Source organism: Brevundimonas sp. (genome assembly GCF_030704825.1).
Taxonomy (GTDB): Bacteria; Pseudomonadota; Alphaproteobacteria; order Caulobacterales; family Caulobacteraceae; genus Brevundimonas.
On sequence record NZ_JAUYNX010000014.1, the window covers coordinates 180476 to 198487 of the forward strand.

The window sequence follows — 18012 nt, forward strand, 5'->3', positions numbered from 1 at the left end:
ATGCTGACCTTCACTTCGTTGGGCGGGGCCGGAACCGTCACCGGTTCGAAGCACCTTCTCGAGCACGACGGGCGCCGCATTCTCGTCGATTGCGGCCTCTTCCAGGGCCTCAAGAATCTGCGCGAGCTGAGCTGGGCGAAATTTCCCGTCGATCCGGCGTCGATCGACGCCGTCGTATTGACCCACGCCCACCTCGACCACTCGGGCTATCTGCCCAGGCTGGTCCGCGACGGCTTCCGGGGGCCGATCATCTCCACCCGCGCCACGCGGGACGTGGCCGAATTGATCCTCAAGGACAGCGGCCACCTGCAGGAGAAGGACGCCGAATACGCCAACCGGAAGGGCTTCTCGAAGCACAAGCCGGCCCTGCCGCTCTACGGTCTGCGCGACGCCGGGCGCGCCATGGAGTTCTTTTCGCCGGTCGCGACGCATATGCCGACCGATCTGCCGGGCGGCGCCAGGCTGACGCTGCGCCGCGCCGGCCACATCCTCGGGGCCTCGACCGTCGAGATCGAGTGGGTCGGCCGCCGGATCGTGTTTTCCGGTGATCTCGGGCGCTACGACGACCCGGTGATGGTCGATCCCGAGACCGTCGCCGCGGCCGACTGCGTCGTGGTGGAATCGACCTATGGCAACCGCCTGCACGACCGCAGCGATCCGACCGAGATGCTCGGCCAGGTGATCGAGCGCACGACCGGTCGCGGGGGCAGCGTGGTCATTCCGGCCTTCGCGATCGGCCGGGCGCAGTCGCTGCTCTACCATGTGTGGCGGCTCAAGCAGGCCGGGCGCATCGGGCTGATCCCGATCTATCTCGACAGCCCCATGGCGATCGACGCCACGGCCTTGCTCCACGCCTATCGCGAGGATCACCGCCTGCCGCCCGAGGTCTGCGAGGCGGTCTGCGCCGTCGCCACCTACACGCGCGACACCGAGGCCTCCAAGGCGATCATGACCAACACCATGCCCAAGGTGATCATTTCGGCCAGCGGCATGGCCACCGGCGGCCGGGTGCTTCACCACCTCAAGGCGCTGGGTCCCGACCGGCGCAACACCATCATCATCTCCGGCTTCCAGGCCGCCGGCACCCGCGGCCGGGCCTTGGCGGACGGCGCCCGGGAGTTGAAGATCCACGGGCAGTGGGTTCCGATCCAGGCAGAGGTCGCGGATCTGCCCATGCTCTCTGCGCACGCGGACGCCGACGAGATCCTGCGCTGGCTCGGCGGCTTCCAGAGGCCGCCCAAAGCGAGCTTCATCGTGCACGGCGAACCCACGGCCTCCGAGGCGCTCCGGGTGAGGATCGGGCGTGATCTCGGCTGGGAGGCGGTGGTTCCCCTGCAGGGCCAGGTGTTCGAGCTTTGACCGCCGACGGATCACAGCCGCCGGTTCTGAAGGCGCGCCGGCTGGGTCTACACACCCAGCACGAGGCGGTGGTCGTGATGCGCACGGACTGCCATGTCTGCCGCGCCGAGGGGTTGGCGGCCCGGTCGCAGGTCCTGCTCACCGCCGGCGCCAGACAGGTCCAGGCCACCCTGTTCCAGATCGACGGCGACCTCCTCGGCCTGGAGGAGGCGGCGCTCTCCGAAGCGGCCTGGATGCTGCTCGGTGTGGAGGAGGGGGACCCGGTCCACGTCAGCCATCCCCCGTCGCTCGACTCGCTCTCCAGCGTTCGCCGCCGTATCCACGGCAACCGTCTGGACGCACAGGCGATGGCGGGGATCGTCCAGGACGTGGTCGCAGGCCGCTATACGGACGTCCACCTCGCCGCCTTCCTCACCGCCGGCGCGGCCCTGCCGCTGGACGCGGACGAGACGGCGCATCTCACCAAGGCCATGGTCGAGGCCGGAGATCGGATCAGCTGGAACGCGCCGGTGGTGGTCGACAAGCATTCGGTCGGCGGCCTGCCCGGGAACCGGACGACGCCCATCGTCGTGGCGATCGCGGCCGCCCATGGCTTGATCATGCCGAAGACCTCTTCCCGGGCCATCACCTCTCCGGCCGGCACCGCCGACACCATGGAGACGCTCACCAACGTCGATCTCGACCTGGCCACGATGCGACGCGTCGTCGAGGCCGAGGGGGCCTGTCTGGCCTGGGGCGGCGCCGTCCGTCTGAGCCCCGCGGACGACATCTTCATCCGCATCGAGCGCGTCCTCGACATCGACACCGAGGGTCAGCTGATCGCCTCGGTGCTGTCGAAGAAGATCGCGGCCGGCTCGACCCATGTCGTCATCGATATTCCCGTCGGCGCGACGGCGAAGGTGCGGACCGAGGAGGCGGCCACGGCGCTGGCGGAGCGGCTCACCGAGACCGCCGCCAGGTTCGGCCTCGTCGTCGTCTGCCGTCAGAGCAACGGCGACCAGCCGGTGGGCCGTGGCGTCGGGCCGGCGCTGGAGGCCCGGGATGTCCTCGCGGTTCTGCGCAAGGCGGAGGGCGCGCCTGAGGACCTTCGCCGGCGCGCCTGCGCCATGGCGGGGACGGCGCTCGAGATGGGCGGCGCCGTCGCGCAGGGTCAGGGGGCCGCCGCCGCGGCGGCCACCCTGGACGACGGTCGGGCATGGGAGAAGTTCCGTCGCATCTGCGAAGCGCAGGGCGGCCTCAGAACTCCGCCCGAAGCGCCGTTGCGGCAGGCCCTGCCGGCGACGCGCGCCGGGCGGATCGTCCATATCAACAACCGGAAGGTGGCGCGGCTGGCCAAGCTCGCCGGCGCGCCCGATTCCAAGGCGGCCGGGCTGACGATGGAGGTGCGCCTGGGGGACGAAGTGGCCGAGGGGCAGCCGCTCGTCATCCTGCATGCACAGACCCGTGGCGAACTCGACTACGCGCTGGACTACGCTTCCAGGAACGGCGATTTCATCGAGACGGAGGTCTGAGCTCCGACGGCCTCAGGCGGGCCAGCGCCACACCAGGTAGGCGGCCAGGGCGCCGATCAGCCCCCAGCAGCCCCAGTTGAGACTGATCTTCCACCACGCCGCCGGACAGCCGGCGTCCAGCCGGCGCCTCCCCATCATGCCGCCCAGGTGGGCGGCGAGGCCGACGATCAGGAGGGCAGACGTGGCGGGGGATGACCTCGCCCCGGCAATGGAAGCCGCAGTCGCGAATCGCATGGCGCAGGGCGCCGACGTTGGTCTTCGTCTCGTCGTGGGTGACGGTCGCCGAGGCCGACCCGAAGTTCGCCGCCGCCTTCATGACGCCGGGCAGGGCGCGGAGCTTCTTTTCCACGACCAGGGAATCGAGCGGCATTTGGAAACTCGTGACGTCGACGGTCGTGGTGCGCACGGAGACTCCTCCGGACAGGGGGATGGAGGCGGCCGCGGGCTCGCCCGGTCGAGGCAGGAACGCAGGCGGGGCGCAGGTTGAACCCGGACGCCGTCGTCAGTCTTGATCTGCCGCAGCTGCCGACGATCCCTCGGCGGCCCTGCAAGATGATGACTTCGGCCCTGCGGCCGATCTCAGGTTCGACGGTGGCGTAGGCACGCCCGGGTGAGGCGGGCGATCATCGACTGCTCGTCCGTGGGAAGAACGAGAACGTCGACAGCCGAGTCCGGGGCGTTGATGACCTGTTCGCCGGCGGCGTTGCGGGCCTCGTCAAGCCGCACGCCCAGCCAGCCGGCGGCCGCGCAGACCCGCGACCGGATCTCGGGAGAGTTTTCGCCGATCCCCGCGGTGAACACCAGGCTGTCGAGGCCCCCGAGCGCGGCGGCGAGCGACCCGATGGCCCGACCTGCGCGGTAGACGAAGAGGTCGACGGCCTCACGCGCCTCCGGGGCTGCGCTGCCCAGCAGAACCGTCATATCGCCGGAAAGGCCCGAGACGCCAAACAGACCGGAGCGATGGGCGAGCAGGTCGGCCACCGCCGGCGGCGGCATGTGGCGATCCATGATCAGATGCAGGACCACGCCGGGGTCCAGGGCTCCGCTGCGCGTGCTCATCGGCAAGCCGTCGAGCGGCGTCATGCCCATGGTGGTGGCGATGCTGCGACCATCGCGGATCGCGCACAGGCTGGCCCCCGAACCCAGGTGAGCGACAATGATCCGCCCCTTCGCCCGCTCGCCAAGGACCCCTTCAAGCGACTGGGCGATCAAGGCGAAGGAAAGGCCGTGAAAGCCGTAGCTCATCACCCCTTCGTCACTGAGGGCGCGGGGCAGGGCGTAGAGGCGCGCAAGCCGGGGCTGCCGGTGGTGGAAGGCGGTGTCGAAGCAGCCGACATGCGGCACGCCGGGGAGCGCCGCCATGGCCGCTTCCACGCAAGCCAGGTTGATCTCCTGGTGTTCAGGGGCGAGCGGCGCGAGCCGGCGCAGGTTCTCCAACACCGCCTCATCGAGACCGACAGGTTCAAAATAGTCCTGGCCGCCGTGCACGATCCGATGGCCGGCCGCGGTGATCTCCGGGAGCAGGTTCCCGGCGCGCAGACGGTCAAGCAGCAGGCTCAAGGCGCGCGGCGCGGATATGGGCCCGCCGGCGAACCCCTCGTCGATTTCGTCCGGGCAATCCTGATGCCGGAGAGTCAGGCGCGGTTGGCCGGCGAGCCCGGTGATCGAGGCGCTCCATACCCGGCGTTCGCCCCGACGCGCTTCGTGGAGGGCGCACTTGAGGCTGGACGAACCGGCATTGATGGCGAGGATCAGACGGGCCACTCTCGCTCCGAGATCGCGGCTCGTCGCGTGAACCGGGGCTTCAGGTTCGTCCCTGCGCCAGGATTTGTGAAGCCACCAGGAAGGCGCCGAACGATGCAGGACGAGGCCGGGCGGTCGGAGCGGGATACCGCGCTGAACCAGGGGTGCTTCTGCATCACCCTGGAACGGCCGATCCTCGAGGCTTCTCTCCGTCGCGAAGCACCGGACGCGCGACTGGTCGACGCTCTGCTCGCCGAGCGCCCGCACCTGTTCTCCAACTCGCCTGTCTTCGTCTCCAGAGGGGACCTCGCGGCGATGGCGTCGGTCGTCGAGGCCGTCGAAGCGGCGGCCGGGACGCCGGCGTACCGGGCACGCGTTCTGCGCGGGTCGCCTGACATCGCCAGGCCGGACTTCGGGCCTCGCGGCGTGTTCATGGGATACGACTTCCATGTCGGCGACGATGGGCCACGCCTCATCGAGGTGAACACCAACGCCGGGGGAGCCTTCCTCAACGCCCTGCTGGCGCGGGCCCAGAGCGATTGCTGCCGCGAGGCGAGGGAGGCGCTTCCCGCCGGGGTCGGCGGCTTCGAGTCAGCGGTCTGGGAGATGTTCCTTGCCGAATGGGCGCTACAGGGCCGTTCGGGCCGGCCGCGCCTGATCGCCATCGTGGACGACAATCCGGGTGAGCAATACCTCTACCCGGAGTTCCTGCTGGTGAAATCGCTGTTCGAGCGGTGCGGCGTCGATGCCGTCATCGCCGATCCGACGGAGCTCGAATACGCCCACGGCGTACTGTCGCATCGCGGTCGGCCGGTCGATCTCGTCTACAACCGGCTCGTGGACTTCGCGTTCGAGGCGGAAGCTCACAGAGCGCTTCGGAACGCCTACCTTGCCGGGGCCGCGGTGGTGACGCCAAGCCCGCACAACCACGCTCTCCTGGCCGACAAGCGGAACTTGGCGCTGCTTTCCGATGCGAACGCCGTGGGCAGCTTCGGACTTGCGGACCGACACCAGCATGCCCTTGCCGCGATCCCGCGCACGGTGCTCGTGAGCGCGGACAACGCCGAGGCGCTCTGGGCTGAACGCAAGCGGCTCTTCTTCAAACCGTCGGGCGGACACGGCGGAAAGGCGGTCTACCGCGGCGACAAGATCACCCGCGGCGCCTGGGCGCACGTGACCGGCGGAGGCTACATCGCCCAGGCGATCGCCCCGCCCAGCGAGCGCAGGGTCAGGTTGGATGGGGAGGTCGTATCGCTGAAACTGGACGTTCGCCTCTACACCTACGGGGCCAAGCCGCTTCTCGCGGCCGCCCGGGTCTACCAGGGCCAGACCACCAATTTCAGGACCCCCGGAGGCGGCTTCGCTCCGGTGTATGCGGTCTGACCCGTGACGCGTCCAGGGGCCGGCGCAGGATGCCGAACGGCGCACCGATTTGCGTGGGCCCGCGGCTCAACCCGACCCGGTCACGAGGACCGCGGCGCCGGTGAACCTGCCGCTCCGCAAATCGTCCAGCGCGTCGTTGGCGCGCGCCAGCGGGTAGAGGGTCACGTGCGGCCTCACGCCCGCCTGCTCGGCCATGGGGAAGTAGTCCAGGGCGTCCTGCCGGGTGAGGTTCGCCACGGACGCCAGGATCCGTTCGCCCCACAACCGCTCGTACGGCATGGCGGGGATGTCGCTCATGTGGATACCGGCGCAGATCACCGCCCCGCCCTTGCGGACAGCGCCGAGCGCCTCGGGCGCGAGCGCGCCCACCGCGGCGAATATGATGGCGGCGTCCAGAGCGACCGGCGGCGCCTGTCCCGAGGCTCCGGCCCAGGCGCAACCCAGTTCGCGAGCCAGGGCGGCGGCCGCCTCGTCCCCCGGACGGACGAAGGCGTAGACCTGCTGACCCCGCCAGAGCGCCAGTTGGGCCAGCAGGTGGGCGGCCGCGCCGAATCCGTAGAGCCCCAGCGCCTTTACTGACCGATCGGCGCAGGCCATGCGCCAGGCCCGGAAGCCGATCAGGCCGGCGCAAAGCAGTGGCGCGCATTCCGCATCCGACAGGGTCGCCGGCAGGGAGAAGCAGTACCGCTCATCCGCCACGATCATGTCGGCGTAGCCGCCGTCCCGGGTCCAGCCATGAAACTCGGCCCGGTCACAGAGATTTTCACGACCCTCCCGACAATAGCGGCAGTCGCCGCAGGTCCAGGCGAGCCAGGCGGCGCCGAGCCGCTCCCCGATCCGCCGACCGACGACGCCGGGGCCGATAGCGTCGACGACGCCGACGATCTCATGGCCGGGCACGACGGCCGGTCGGCGGGGCGGTAGTTCGCCGTCCACCACGTGCAGGTCCGTGCGGCAGACGCCGCATGCCGAGACCTTCAGGCGCACCTGACCCGCCCCGGGAACAGGATCCGGCCGCCATTCGGCCACCAGCGGCCCGCCGGCCTCCCGATGGACCATGGTCAGCATGTTCAGCCTCCGCCGATGCCGGATGACCCTGCCGACCGGCGTGGCCGCCGGCCTTGATCCGGATCAAGGCGGGTGAGCTCCGGCCGGGGCCATGAATACCAGACTGGAGGACGCCATGCCCCGCCGGCCCCCGAAAGTCATTCGCCCGGTCGACCCCCGCGAAGAGGCGGCGCTGGACGCAGCGCTGGCCGCGTCCTTCCCCGCCAGCGATCCAATCGCCGTCCTCGAGCCGGCCGCCGAACGGCCCCGGCTCCATCCCGCGGCCCCCGCGGGTCGGCCCGACGGTCGCTCTCAATCCCGATCCAGAGAAAAGGATATCCAGCCGTGACCTACAGCAGCATTCTGACCTTGATGGACGGAAGCCAGGCCGCCGTGCAGAGGGCCCGCATCGCCGCGACCCTGGCGGCCCGGTTCGACGCGCGGCTCACCGGCGCCTTTCCTCAACCCCCGCTGCCTTTGTCGGCCTGGGACGAGCCGGTCTACTGGGGCATGCCTCCGGTCATTCCGCCGGCCGTGCCGCCCGAAATCCTCGCCGCTCACACGCGCCGGACGGAGGCCCAGGGCGAAGAGGCGCGGCTGGCTTTCGAAGCGGCGGCGGCCGCAGCCGGGTGCCGCTCGGACTGGCTGGTGCTTGCCTCCGACATGGGCGAGGGCGTGGTGGAGTTGATGCGGCGAACAGACCTGACGGTGCTGCCGCCCGGCCGCCTCCCGACGGTCGGCCACGCCGGCGCTGCCGCCGCCGATCTCGCGCTGGCGAGCGGCGGCCCGGCGCTGATCCTGCCCGACCGGGTCGCCGACCCCGCTCCCGGCCGCCGGGTCGTCGTGGCGTGGAACGGAAGCCGGGAAGCGGCGCGCGCCGTGCGGGACGCCTGGCCGTTCCTGTCCGCGGCGGAGGCCGTTCAGGTGGTCGTGATCGCCCCCTCGGACACCGACGGGCCGGACAGCCGGCTGCAGCGCTGGTTCGAGGAGCATGGCTGCACGGTCGAGGTCGTCGTGGTCCGGGAGGCCGATGCGGCCGCCGCGGATGTCCTGCGTCGCCAGATCGAGTCTTTCGGCGCCGACCTGATCGTCATGGGGCTCTATGGACATTCGCGGCTGCGCGAGACGGTCCTGGGCGGCGTCAGCCGGAATCTGCTCGGTGATCCGCCGGTCGCGATGCTCGTGTCTCATTGAACCCGTGAACCGGCGTCCGCTGCGAGCGGCGGCGCCCCGAGCCCATGGAGGCGTATCGTGTCCGCCAGACTTCCCGCTTTTTCAGACCGCGCTGACGCGGGTCGCCATCTCGGCGAGGCCTTGGTCGACCGGGTCGACGGCGATGTGATCGTCTACGCCATTCCCCGGGGCGGCGTGCCGGTCGCCCTCGAGGTGGCGCGCGCGCTGGAGGCGCCGCTCGACCTCGCACTGGCGCGCAAGATCGGCGCGCCCGACAACCCGGAGGTGGCGCTCGCGGCGGTGATCGACGGCAGCCATCCCCGGACGGTCATCAACGAGGACATCGTCAGGCTGACCGGCGTGTCGCCGGCCTGGCTGGATCGGGAGCGCCTTTCAGCGCTCGCCGAGCTTGAACGACGGCGCCGGCTGTATTTCGAAGGCCGACGGCGGATCGACCCCAAAGGTCATGTCGTGGTGGTCGTGGACGACGGCCTGGCCACCGGAGCGACGGCGCGGGCCGCCGTCGCCGGCCTGCGCGCCCAGGGCGCCCGCCGCGTCGTCCTGGCGACCCCTGTGGCCCCTCCCGGCCTCGCGGCGTCCTTTCGCAAGGAGATCGATGATTTCGTCTGCCTTCTCGAACCTGAGCCGTTCAGGTCGGTCGGGGAGGCCTACGGAGACTTCCACCAGGTCGACGACGCCGAGGTGATCGCCTGTCTGAGGGAGTCGCTCTGAGTCATGCCGAAAACAGCTTCGCCAGCCAGCGGCGCTCCGGGGGATTATGTTCTCGCTCTCGACGATGTCGGCCTGGACGACATCGCCATGGTGGGCGGCAAGACCGCCTCGCTCGGGGAGCTGAGGCGGTTGCTGCGCGGCGGGGCGGTCACGACCCCGGACGGTTTCGCCGTGACGGCGGCGGCCTATCGGGACGTTCTGACCGCCGCCGGCGCCTGGCCGAAACTGGCGTCGTTGTTCGCGGGTCTCGACATCAACGACGTCGGTCAGGTCGCAGCCCTGGGCGTCGAAGCCCGGGCCATAGTCTATCAGGCGACGGACGAGCCCCGGCTCAAGACAGCGATCGCAGACGCCTGGCGCGAGATGGGCTCGGGTCCCGGACCGGCTCTGAGGCTCGCCGTGCGCAGTTCCGCCACCGCGGAGGACTTGCCGGAGGCCAGTTTCGCCGGCCAGCATGACAGCTTCCTGCATGTCACGGGCGAGGCCGGGGTCATCGAGGCCTGCCGACGATGCTTCGCTTCCCTGTTTACTGACCGGGCCATCGTCTATCGCGTCCAGAACGGGTTCGACCATCTCAAGGTCGCGCTGTCGGTCGCGGTCATGCGCATGGTGGACGCCGACGACGGGGCCAGCGGGGTCGCCTTCACCATCGACACGGAGACCGCCTTTCCGGAGGTGGTGTTCATCACCGGCGCGTGGGGACTTGGCGAGGGCATCGTCCAGGGCCGGGTGGGGCCGGACGAATTCTACGTCCACAAGCCGACCTGGCGCGCCGGCCATCGCGCCGTTCTCGCACGAACCCTGGGGAGCAAGGAGACCCGTCTCATCCGCCCGCGCCGCGGCTCGGATTCGGGCGTCCTGCGCGAACGGGCGGTCCCGCGGCGCGATCGCCAGCGCTTCTGCCTCACGGACGGGGAGGTGCTCGAACTCGCCGGCGCGGCCATCGCCATCGAGGACCACTATTCCGCAAGGGCGGGGCGCCCCATGCCCATGGACCTGGAGTGGGCGCGGGACGGCGCCGACGGCCACCTCTACATCCTCCAGGCGAGGCCGGAGACGGTCGCCTCGCGCCGTCCGGAAGGCATTTACGAAATCCGCAAGCTGGACCCCGGCGCGGCGCCGATCCTCGCGTCCGGCAAGGCGGTCGGCCAAGGCGTCGCCTCGGGATTGGTGCGGGTGGTTGCGAGCCAGGCCGATCTGGCGGCCTTCGTCCCCGGCGAGGTGCTCGTCGCCGCGACCACGAGCCCCGACTGGCTGCCGGCGATGAGAAACGCCGCCGCCATCGTCACCGACCAGGGCGGGCGCACCTGCCATGCCGCCATCGTCGCGCGGGAACTCGGCATCCCCGCCGTGGTCGGAACGGGCGACGCGACGCGACGCCTGGGGGCCGGGCAGGCGGTCACCGTCAGTTGCGCCCGGGGCGAGGAGGGGGCGGTCTACGCCGGCTGGCTGCCTTTCACCGTGGAGCGGCTGCGGACGGCCGACCTGCCGCCAACACGCACCGCGATCATGCTCAACCTGGCCCAGCCCGACATGGCGTTCCAGGCGGCCGCCCTTCCCACTGCGGGCGTCGGCCTGGCGCGGATCGAATTCATCATCAGCGAGCTGATCGGCGTCCACCCGATGGCCGCCGCCCACCCGGACCGGATCGGCTCCGCCCGGGTGCGCCGCGCTATCCAGACCTGGGCGAGCGCCGACCAATCCCCCCGGGCGTGTTTCGTCCGCCAGCTGGCGGAAGGCGTGGGCACGATCGCCGCGGCCTTCTATCCGCGGCCGGTGATCGTCCGCCTCTCGGATTTCAAGACCAACGAATACGCCTCCCTGGCCGGCGGGACGGACTTCGAACCCGTGGAGGAGAACCCCATGCTCGGGTTCCGCGGCGCCGCCCGCTATACGCACCCCCTCTACGCCGACGGTTTCGCCCTCGAGTGCGAGGCGCTGGCGCGGGTCCGCGACGTCATGGGCCTGACCAACGTCCGGCTGATGGTGCCGTTCTGCCGCCGCGTGGAGGAAGGGCGGCGGGTTCTCGAGGCCCTGGCCGCCCACGGACTTCGCCAGGGTCCGGGCGGCGTCGAGGTCTATGTGATGTGCGAGATCCCCAACAACGTGATCCAGATCGACGCCTTCGCCCAACTGTTCGACGGCTTCTCCGTCGGGTCCAACGATCTCACCCAGCTCGTCCTGGGCGTGGATCGGGATTCAGCCGAGATCGCCTTTGATTTCGACGAGCGTGATCCGGGCGTGCTGGAGATGCTTCGCCAGGCCGTCGCCGGCGCGAAGCGGAACGGCCGTCCCATCGGCATCTGCGGCGAGGCCCCGGCGACCTACCCGGAGGTCGCGGCCCTGCTGGCGCGCGCCGGCATCGACTCGATCAGCGTCAATCCGGGCAGCTTTCCCCGCACCGTCGAGGCCGTGGCCAGGGCGGAGGCGGCGACGACGGCATCCTGAGCGGCGCGAGGCGGACGGCTTGATCCAGATCAGGGGGTGGACCGTCGCCGGCTGTCATCCTTCGCGCCCTGACCCGGATCATCGCGGCCATGCCCCTGTCGATCGAACAATCAATCGCATCCGCCCGCCCGCGACGGATGGCGGACCGGTGACGGTCGCCGCCGCCATGTCGGCGACGGCGTCGCCGTCCTGCTTCAGCGCCCGGGCGGTGACCAAGGTCTACGGCTCAGGTCCGTCGGCGGTGCAGGCGTTGCGGGGCGTCGACCTCGATCTGCCCGACGGCGAGATGGTCGTCGTGCTGGGCGCTTCGGGCAGCGGCAAGTCGACCTTCCTGAACATTCTCGGCGGGCTGGACACGCCGACCAGCGGTCAGGTGCTGTTCCGGGGGCAGGACATCAGCCGGGCGGGCCAGCGACAGCTGACCGAATACCGCCGCCGGCACGTCGGCTTCGTCTTCCAGTTCTACAATCTGATGCCCAGCCTGACGGCGCGCGAGAACGTGGCCCTGGTCACCGAGATCGCCGAGGCGCCCCTGAGGCCCGAGGACGCCCTGGCCATGGTCGGTCTGGAAAACCGGCTGGATCACTTTCCCGCCCAGCTGTCCGGCGGGGAGCAGCAACGGGTCGCGATCGCCCGCGCGGTGGCCAAGCAGCCGTCCGTGCTGCTCTGCGACGAGCCCACCGGCGCGCTGGATTCGGCGACCGGGGTCCGGGTGCTGGAGGCGCTCAAGACCGTCAACGACACCCTCGGGGCGACGACCCTGCTGATCACCCACAACGTCGCCATCGCCGCCATCGCCGACCGTGTCGTGCTGTTCGCCGACGGGCGGGTGCGCGAGGTCCGCGAGAACCGGGACAGGCGCCTGCCGCGGGAGATCTCCTGGTGAGCCGTCTGCCCGCCTGGATAGGCGCCCTGGACCGCAAGCTGGTGCGCGAGCTGTGGGGAATGAAGGTCCAGGCTTTCGCGATCGCCTTCGTGATCGCCGGCGGGGTCGCGGTCCATCTGCTCGCCGCCGGCATGCTGAGCTCGCTGCAGGAGACCCGCCGCGCCTATTACGAGCGCAATCTGTTCGCCGACGTCTGGGCGCCAACGGTGCGGGCCCCGCAGCGGTTGATCGACGACATCCGCGCCATCGATGGCGTCCAGGCGGCGACAGCCCGTATCCGGATCCCGGCCCTGTTCGACATGGAGGGAATGAACGCCCCCGCCACGGGCGAGGTCCTGTCCTTGCCGGACACGGGAGAGGCGGCGGTCAACCGGCTCCATCTGGTTCGCGGTCGTCTTCCGATCGCCGGACAGCGGGACGAGGCGGTGGTGCTGCAGGCTTTCGCCGACGCCCACAGGCTGGAGATCGGCGACAGGATTCCGGCCACGATCTATGGGGGGCGACGCAGGTTGACGGTGGTGGGGGTCGCCCTGTCTCCGGAGCACGTCTACGCCATTGGCCCGGGGCAGTTTGTTCCCGACGACCGCCTGTTCGGCGTGCTCTGGATGCGGCGCAGCGCCCTGGCGCAGACTGTCAATCAGGACGAGGCTTTCAACGAAGCCGTGGTGCGGCTGTCGCGCGGCGCCTCCGAGCCCGCCGTGATCGCAGCGCTCGATCGCCTGCTGGCGCCCTATGGCGCGCCGGGAGCCTACGGCCGGGCCGACCAGATCTCGGACGCCTTCGTCTCCAGCGAGATCGACCAGCTGACGACCATGGGCCGGGTGCTGCCGCCGGTCTTCCTGCTGGTGGCGGCCTTCCTGGTCAATGTCGTGATCTCGCGGCTGATCGCTGTGCAGCGGTCGGGCATCGGGCTGCTGAAGGCCTTCGGCTACCGGGATCGCGACATCGTCGCCCACTATCTCAAGCTCGTCGCCGTCATCGCGGTGGCCGGGGTGCTGATCGGCGGCGCGGCGGGGATCTGGCTCGGGCAGGCGATGGCCGGGCTCTACATGGAATACTACCGTTTCCCCTTCCTGCTGTTTCAGGCCAATCCGGGCGACTACGTCGTCGTAGTCGGCGTCGCCATTGTGACGGTGATGGGCGGCGCGGTCCTGGCGGTGCGCCGGGCCGCGGTCCTCAATCCGGCGGAAGCCATGACGCCCGCGCCGCCGCCGGACTATTCCAGGGCCGCCGGCGCCTGGATCACGCGACTGAAGATCCTCGACCAGCAATCGCGCATGATCCTGCGCCAGATCGTCCGCTGGCCGTGGCGGGCGGCCCTGACCGTGGCCGGGATCGCGGCCTCCGGGGCGCTGCTGATCGGCACCATGTCGATGATGGACGGCATCGAGGTGATGATCGATTCCAGCTTCAACGTGTCCAACCCGCACGACGTGTCGGTCAATTTCGTCGAGCCGCGGCCGCGGGCCGCCCTGTTCAGCCTGGCCCGGGAGCGCGGGGTGCTGGCGGCGGAGCCCTTTCGCGTCGTCGCCGTCCGCCTCCGTCACGGCCCCCACGAGGAACGCGCCGTGATCACGGGCGGGCCTCTCGACGCGACCCTGTCGCGGATGGTCGATGACCGCAACCGGACGGTTTCGTCCGCTCCCGGCGGCCTGGTCCTGTCCGGCGACCTGGCCGCCAAGCTGGGCGTCCGGGCCGGCGACACGCTCGAGGTCCAGGTCACGGAGGGTCGGCGTCCGCTGCTCGCGCTTCCGGTCTCGGCGGTCGCCACCAGCTATGTCGGTTCCGGGGCGCGGATGCGGCTGGAGGACCTGAATCGGGCGCTCGGGGAGGGCGCCCAGGTCTCCGGCGCCTGGCTGACGGTCGATGCCGACCGGACGGCGAGCCTCTACGCCCGCCTGAAGGAGACGCCTGGCGTGGTCGGCGTCGGCCTGCAGGCGGAGGCCGTGGCGCGTCTGGCCGCCATGCTGGACGAGAACCTCGGCCGGGCCATCCTGACCTATGCCTTCTTCGCCGGGCTGATCGTCGCGGGCGTCGTCTACAACACGGTCCGCATCTCCTTCGCCGAACGGCGGCGCGAGCTGGCTTCGCTGCGGGTGCTCGGCTTCTCGCGGGCGGAGGTCTCCTACATCCTGTTGGGCGAGGCGGCCTTCCTGACGCTGCTCGCCCTGCCTGTCGGCGCGGCGGCGGGGGCGCTGCTCGCCTGGTATCTCGCCCATGCGATGAGTTCGGACCTGTTCCGGCTGCCGTTCGCCATTTCCCCGGCGACCTTCGGCGTGGCCGGCGCGGTGGTGCTGGCCGTCACGGTCGTTTCCAGCCTGACGGTGCGGCGGCAAATCGACCGGCTCGATCTGGCCGAAGCCTTGAAGACCGGAGAGTAGGGCCATGAAGATCAGCCGGTTCAAACTCAAATTCCGGACCCTGTTCTGGACCGCCGCCACCCTGCTGCTGGCGGCGCTGCTGGTCTTCGCCTTCCTCCCTCGCCCCGTCCTGGTGGACCTCGGCGAGATCAGCCGCGGGCCGCTGACGGTCGCCGTTCGCGACGAGGCCCGCACCCGGGTGCGCGAGATCTACGTGGTGTCCGCGCCGGTCTCGGGCCGGCTGCTCCGGATCGGCAATCGCGCCGGCGAACGGGTGGAAGCGGGGGCGGTGATCGCGGTCGTCCAGCCGGGACCCCCGACGTTCGTCGACGATCGGTCGCGTCGGGAAATTCAGGCCGGGGTCCGCTCGGCCGAAGCCGCCCTCGATCTGGCCCGGGCCGAGTTGGAACGGGCGGACGCGCAACTGGCCCATGCCCGCATCGAGGTCGAGCGGACCGAGACCCTGTTCGCCGCTTCGGTAGCGTCACAGAGCGCCCTGGATCGCGCCCGCCTCGATGTCCGCACCGCCGCCGCGGGGGTGGAAAACGCCCGCGCGGGGATTGGCGTCCGCCAAGCCAATCTCGAGGCCGCCCGCGTCGGCCTGATCGAACCGGCGGCGGCGGGCTCGGGCGGCCGCACGGTGACCATCCGCGCGCCCGTGACCGGGCGCGTCCTGCGGGTCCTGCAGGAGAGCGAGAGCGTGATCATTCAGGGCGCGCCGGTGATGGAGATCGGCGATCCGGGCGAACTGGAGGTGGTCGCTGAACTGCTGTCCAGCGACGCGGCGCGGATCGTTGCGGGCGCGCCTGCGGTGATCGATGCCTGGGGCGACGGACCGCCGGTCCGGGGCCGCGTCCGGCTGGTCGAGCCGTACGGCTTCCTCAAGGTTTCGGCCCTCGGGGTCGAGGAGCAGCGGGTCCGGGTGATCATCGATCCGGTCGACCCTTCCGCGGCCTGGGGGGCGGTCGGCCATGGCTACCGCGTAGAGGCGGCGGTGACCGTCTGGACCGCGGAGGCGGTGGTCCGGGTCCCCGTCGCGGCCCTGTTACGGGATCGTGGGCGATGGGCGGTGTTCAGGGTCGAGGGTGGAAGGGCGCGGCTGCGGCGGGTCGAGATTGGCCAGAACGACGGGCAATTCGCCGAGGTCCGTTCCGGTCTGAAGCCGGGCGACCGGGTCGTGCTCCACCCGGGACAATCCGTCGCCGACGGCGGATCGGTGCGCCTCCGGCCGTCCTCGTCGAGCCGGGACTAGGGAGCCTATCCTGCACCACAGACCCAAACGCCCCCAACCGGCGGCCGCGGGTCGAACGTCAACTATGGGGCTGTGGGCCAATGTCCGATCCTGGCGCATTGCCGACCTTGGGAGGGTAGGGCGGGCGCCATCGCCAATGGAGTCGGTGACCCGGTGCTCCCGACTAGCGTTGCGTTCGCTGGCCGATGCCTGCGAATCCGGAGAGACTGACACCGGCTGCGCGGGGCGGAGGAAAGGCGCTCAATAATAGCGAGGCGCGTCTAAGTTAATCGCGCAGTATTCACCGTTGTTCGTACTGTCAAGAGTCACAATAGATCGCGAAAGATCGAAGTCACGGAAATTTTACTGATCAGAAATCCCGCAGTGTTTTCAAAATAGCCGCTATAGTTCGGTGTGCTGATCGGCGCTGTGCTGTCCGAACGACAAAACTCATTGTACCCAATATCTTGGGCTCGTTTGTGTAATCGAGTGGAAGTGAGGGACGGGGCAGGCGGGGTTGCAGTAGAAGAGTCGCGGCGCCGGCAGTGTCGGCGTCGATGATGTCGGGGCTTGCGCGTCCGGGCGTTTCCGGGCCCCTGAAGCCCGGCATTCTACCGGAAAGCCGCCCCGGGCCTTACGCCCAGCCGCTTGAACACCATCGCCGCAGGGCAGAAGCCCGTCATCGAGGCCTGGAGAAGATTCAGGCCGACGAAGACCGTCAGCCACGCCCACGCCGGATGCACCCAATGGGTCAGTGCGAGGCTCGCCAGCACCATGAGGCCGGCGAACATCATGACGGCGCGGTCAAGGTTCATGACTTGCCTTCCTGAACGGGGGAGGGGGTGGGAGAGCGGCGCAGCTTGTGGGCGCCGATCAGGTCGAGGGCAAGCTTCTCGTAGAGCGGCTCGGCCTGGCCCTTGCGGACCTTGTGCAGGAAGTAGCCCTCGAAGGCGACCTTGGCCGTGTGCACCCACCGGCCGCTGGCGGACCAGTTGATGTTGCGCGGCGGAATCTGCGGCTGGGCCATGAAGGCGACGCCGCCGTCGCCGAAATCGGCCAGGCAGATGGCGTTCCAGCTGGCCTCGAAGGTCGGCGCCTGGCCGTCGAGGATCTGCTTCAGATTGGCCGAGATGGCAGAGACCATGCTCTCGATCATGAAGCCGGTCTTGGGTACGCCGACGGGCACCGGCGTCGGGCCGGTGGGCGGGATGGCGATGCAGACGCCGAGGGCGAAGATGTCGGGCCAGATCGGATTGCGCTGGTGTTTGTCCACCAGAATGAAGCCGCGCGGATTGGTCAGGCCCTCCACGCCGCGCACGGCCTCGACCCCGCGGAAGGCGGGCAGCATCATGGACCAGGCGAAGGGCAGGTCGTGGTTCGCCTTGACCGCGCCGTCCTCGCCGATCTCCTCGACATGCATCAGGCCGGCGTCGACGCTCTTCACCTTCGCATTGGTGATCCATTTGATGTGCCGCTGGCGCATCTCGCTTTCCAGCAGTCCCTTGGTGTCGCCGACCCCGTCGAGACCCAGGTGGCCGATGTAGGGCTCGGAGGTGACGAAGGTCATCGGCACCTTGTCGCGCAGCTTGCGGCGGCGCAGTTCGGTGTCGAGGATCATGGCGAATTCGTAGGCGGGACCGAAGCAGGAGGCGCCCTGGACGGCGCCGACGACGATCGGGCCGGGGTTCTCGACGAAGCGGTCGAAGGACTCGGCCGCCTTCACGGCATGGTCAACGTGGCAGATCGAGACGGTGTGGCCGTCGGGTCCGAGGCCTGGAATCTCGTCGAAGGCCAGCTCGGGGCCGGTGGCGATGACCAGATAGTCGTAATGCAGGGCCCGGCCGTCGGTCAGGTCGATGCCTTTTTCGGCGGGCCGGATGCGGCTGGCGCCGACATTGATGAACTCCACGCCCTTGCGCTTCATCACCTCCGGCAGGCTGACCTCGATGGCCTCGCGCTTGCGCCAGTTCACCGCCACCCAGGGATTGGACGGGGTGAAATGGAAGGTGTCGCCCTTCGACACCATGACGATCCGCGCGCGGTCGCCGAGAACATGCCGCAGATCGTAGGCGGCGATGGCCCCGCCGAGGCCTGCGCCAAGAATGACGATGGTGGGCCGGTCCATGCGCAATCTCCATT

14 protein-coding genes and 1 pseudogene are annotated in these 18012 nt (G+C 69.9%); 9 read left to right on the forward strand and 6 right to left on the reverse strand.

All coding sequences use genetic code 11. The features are described from left to right. Together Q8Q71_RS06420 and Q8Q71_RS06425 are read left to right on the forward strand one after the other, a co-directional pair. A complete protein-coding gene (locus Q8Q71_RS06420) occupies positions 1-1359 on the forward strand; it encodes an MBL fold metallo-hydrolase RNA specificity domain-containing protein (protein ID WP_305758800.1) in 1359 nt (452 codons plus the stop codon). Next, entirely contained in the window at positions 1356-2870 is a 1515-nt protein-coding gene (locus Q8Q71_RS06425; protein ID WP_305758801.1) for a thymidine phosphorylase family protein, read from the forward strand. Before Q8Q71_RS06420 ends, Q8Q71_RS06425 begins: the two co-directional genes overlap by 4 nt. A gap of 12 nt (positions 2871-2882) precedes the next feature. On the opposite strand, the gene Q8Q71_RS06430 is transcribed toward Q8Q71_RS06425, so the two are convergent. The 3 genes and pseudogenes from Q8Q71_RS06430 to Q8Q71_RS06440 form a co-directional block, all read right to left on the reverse strand. Further along, on the reverse strand, positions 2883-3104 hold the full coding sequence (locus Q8Q71_RS06430; protein WP_305759022.1) for a hypothetical protein: 222 nt from the start codon (positions 3102-3104) through the stop codon (positions 2883-2885). Positions 3105-3138: 34 nt separating this feature from the next. Then, positions 3139-3240: pseudogene (locus tag Q8Q71_RS17210) on the reverse strand (hypothetical protein); the annotation flags it as partial. 209 nt (positions 3241-3449) lie between these two features. After that, positions 3450-4634, reverse strand: coding sequence for an acetate/propionate family kinase (locus Q8Q71_RS06440; protein ID WP_305758802.1), 1185 nt, complete (start codon positions 4632-4634; stop codon positions 3450-3452). 93 nt (positions 4635-4727) lie between these two features. On the opposite strand from Q8Q71_RS06440, the gene Q8Q71_RS06445 reads away from it, so the two are divergent. Continuing rightward, positions 4728-5996 (forward strand): hypothetical protein, encoded by a 1269-nt coding sequence (locus Q8Q71_RS06445; RefSeq protein ID WP_305758803.1) that lies wholly within the window; start codon positions 4728-4730, stop codon positions 5994-5996. A 66-nt stretch (positions 5997-6062) separates the two neighbouring features. Here Q8Q71_RS06445 and Q8Q71_RS06450 read toward each other — a convergent pair whose 3' ends face one another. Further along, positions 6063-7064, reverse strand: a complete 1002-nt coding sequence (locus Q8Q71_RS06450) for a zinc-dependent alcohol dehydrogenase family protein (protein ID WP_305758804.1) — start codon at positions 7062-7064, stop codon at positions 6063-6065. Positions 7065-7388: 324 nt separating this feature from the next. Here Q8Q71_RS06450 and Q8Q71_RS06455 point away from each other — a divergent pair, with 324 nt between their 5' ends. From Q8Q71_RS06455 to Q8Q71_RS06480, 6 genes are all read left to right on the forward strand, one after another. Next, on the forward strand, positions 7389-8237 hold the full coding sequence (locus tag Q8Q71_RS06455) for a universal stress protein (protein WP_305758805.1): 849 nt from the start codon (positions 7389-7391) through the stop codon (positions 8235-8237). A gap of 57 nt (positions 8238-8294) precedes the next feature. Next, on the forward strand, positions 8295-8948 hold the full coding sequence (locus tag Q8Q71_RS06460; protein WP_305758806.1) for a phosphoribosyltransferase: 654 nt from the start codon (positions 8295-8297) through the stop codon (positions 8946-8948). 3 nt (positions 8949-8951) lie between these two features. Further along, positions 8952-11396: a phosphoenolpyruvate synthase gene (gene ppsA / locus Q8Q71_RS06465; RefSeq protein ID WP_305758807.1), complete on the forward strand. Its 2445-nt coding sequence runs from the start codon at positions 8952-8954 to the stop codon at positions 11394-11396. A 166-nt stretch (positions 11397-11562) separates the two neighbouring features. Further along, positions 11563-12282, forward strand: coding sequence for an ABC transporter ATP-binding protein (locus Q8Q71_RS06470; RefSeq protein WP_371315939.1), 720 nt, complete (start codon positions 11563-11565; stop codon positions 12280-12282). Further along, positions 12279-14663 (forward strand): FtsX-like permease family protein, encoded by a 2385-nt coding sequence (locus tag Q8Q71_RS06475; protein WP_305758809.1) that lies wholly within the window; start codon positions 12279-12281, stop codon positions 14661-14663. Before Q8Q71_RS06470 ends, Q8Q71_RS06475 begins: the two co-directional genes overlap by 4 nt. A 4-nt stretch (positions 14664-14667) precedes the next feature. Next, positions 14668-15894: an efflux RND transporter periplasmic adaptor subunit gene (locus Q8Q71_RS06480; RefSeq protein WP_305758810.1), complete on the forward strand. Its 1227-nt coding sequence runs from the start codon at positions 14668-14670 to the stop codon at positions 15892-15894. Positions 15895-16484: 590 nt separating this feature from the next. Here the strand turns inward: Q8Q71_RS06480 and Q8Q71_RS06485 are convergent. Next, a complete protein-coding gene (locus Q8Q71_RS06485; RefSeq protein WP_305758811.1) occupies positions 16485-16688 on the reverse strand; it encodes a DUF2892 domain-containing protein in 204 nt (67 codons plus the stop codon). Further along, entirely contained in the window at positions 16685-17998 is a 1314-nt protein-coding gene (locus tag Q8Q71_RS06490; protein ID WP_305758812.1) for an NAD(P)/FAD-dependent oxidoreductase, read from the reverse strand. The genes Q8Q71_RS06485 and Q8Q71_RS06490 overlap by 4 nt, the downstream gene beginning before the upstream one ends. Positions 17999-18012 lie beyond the last annotated feature (14 nt).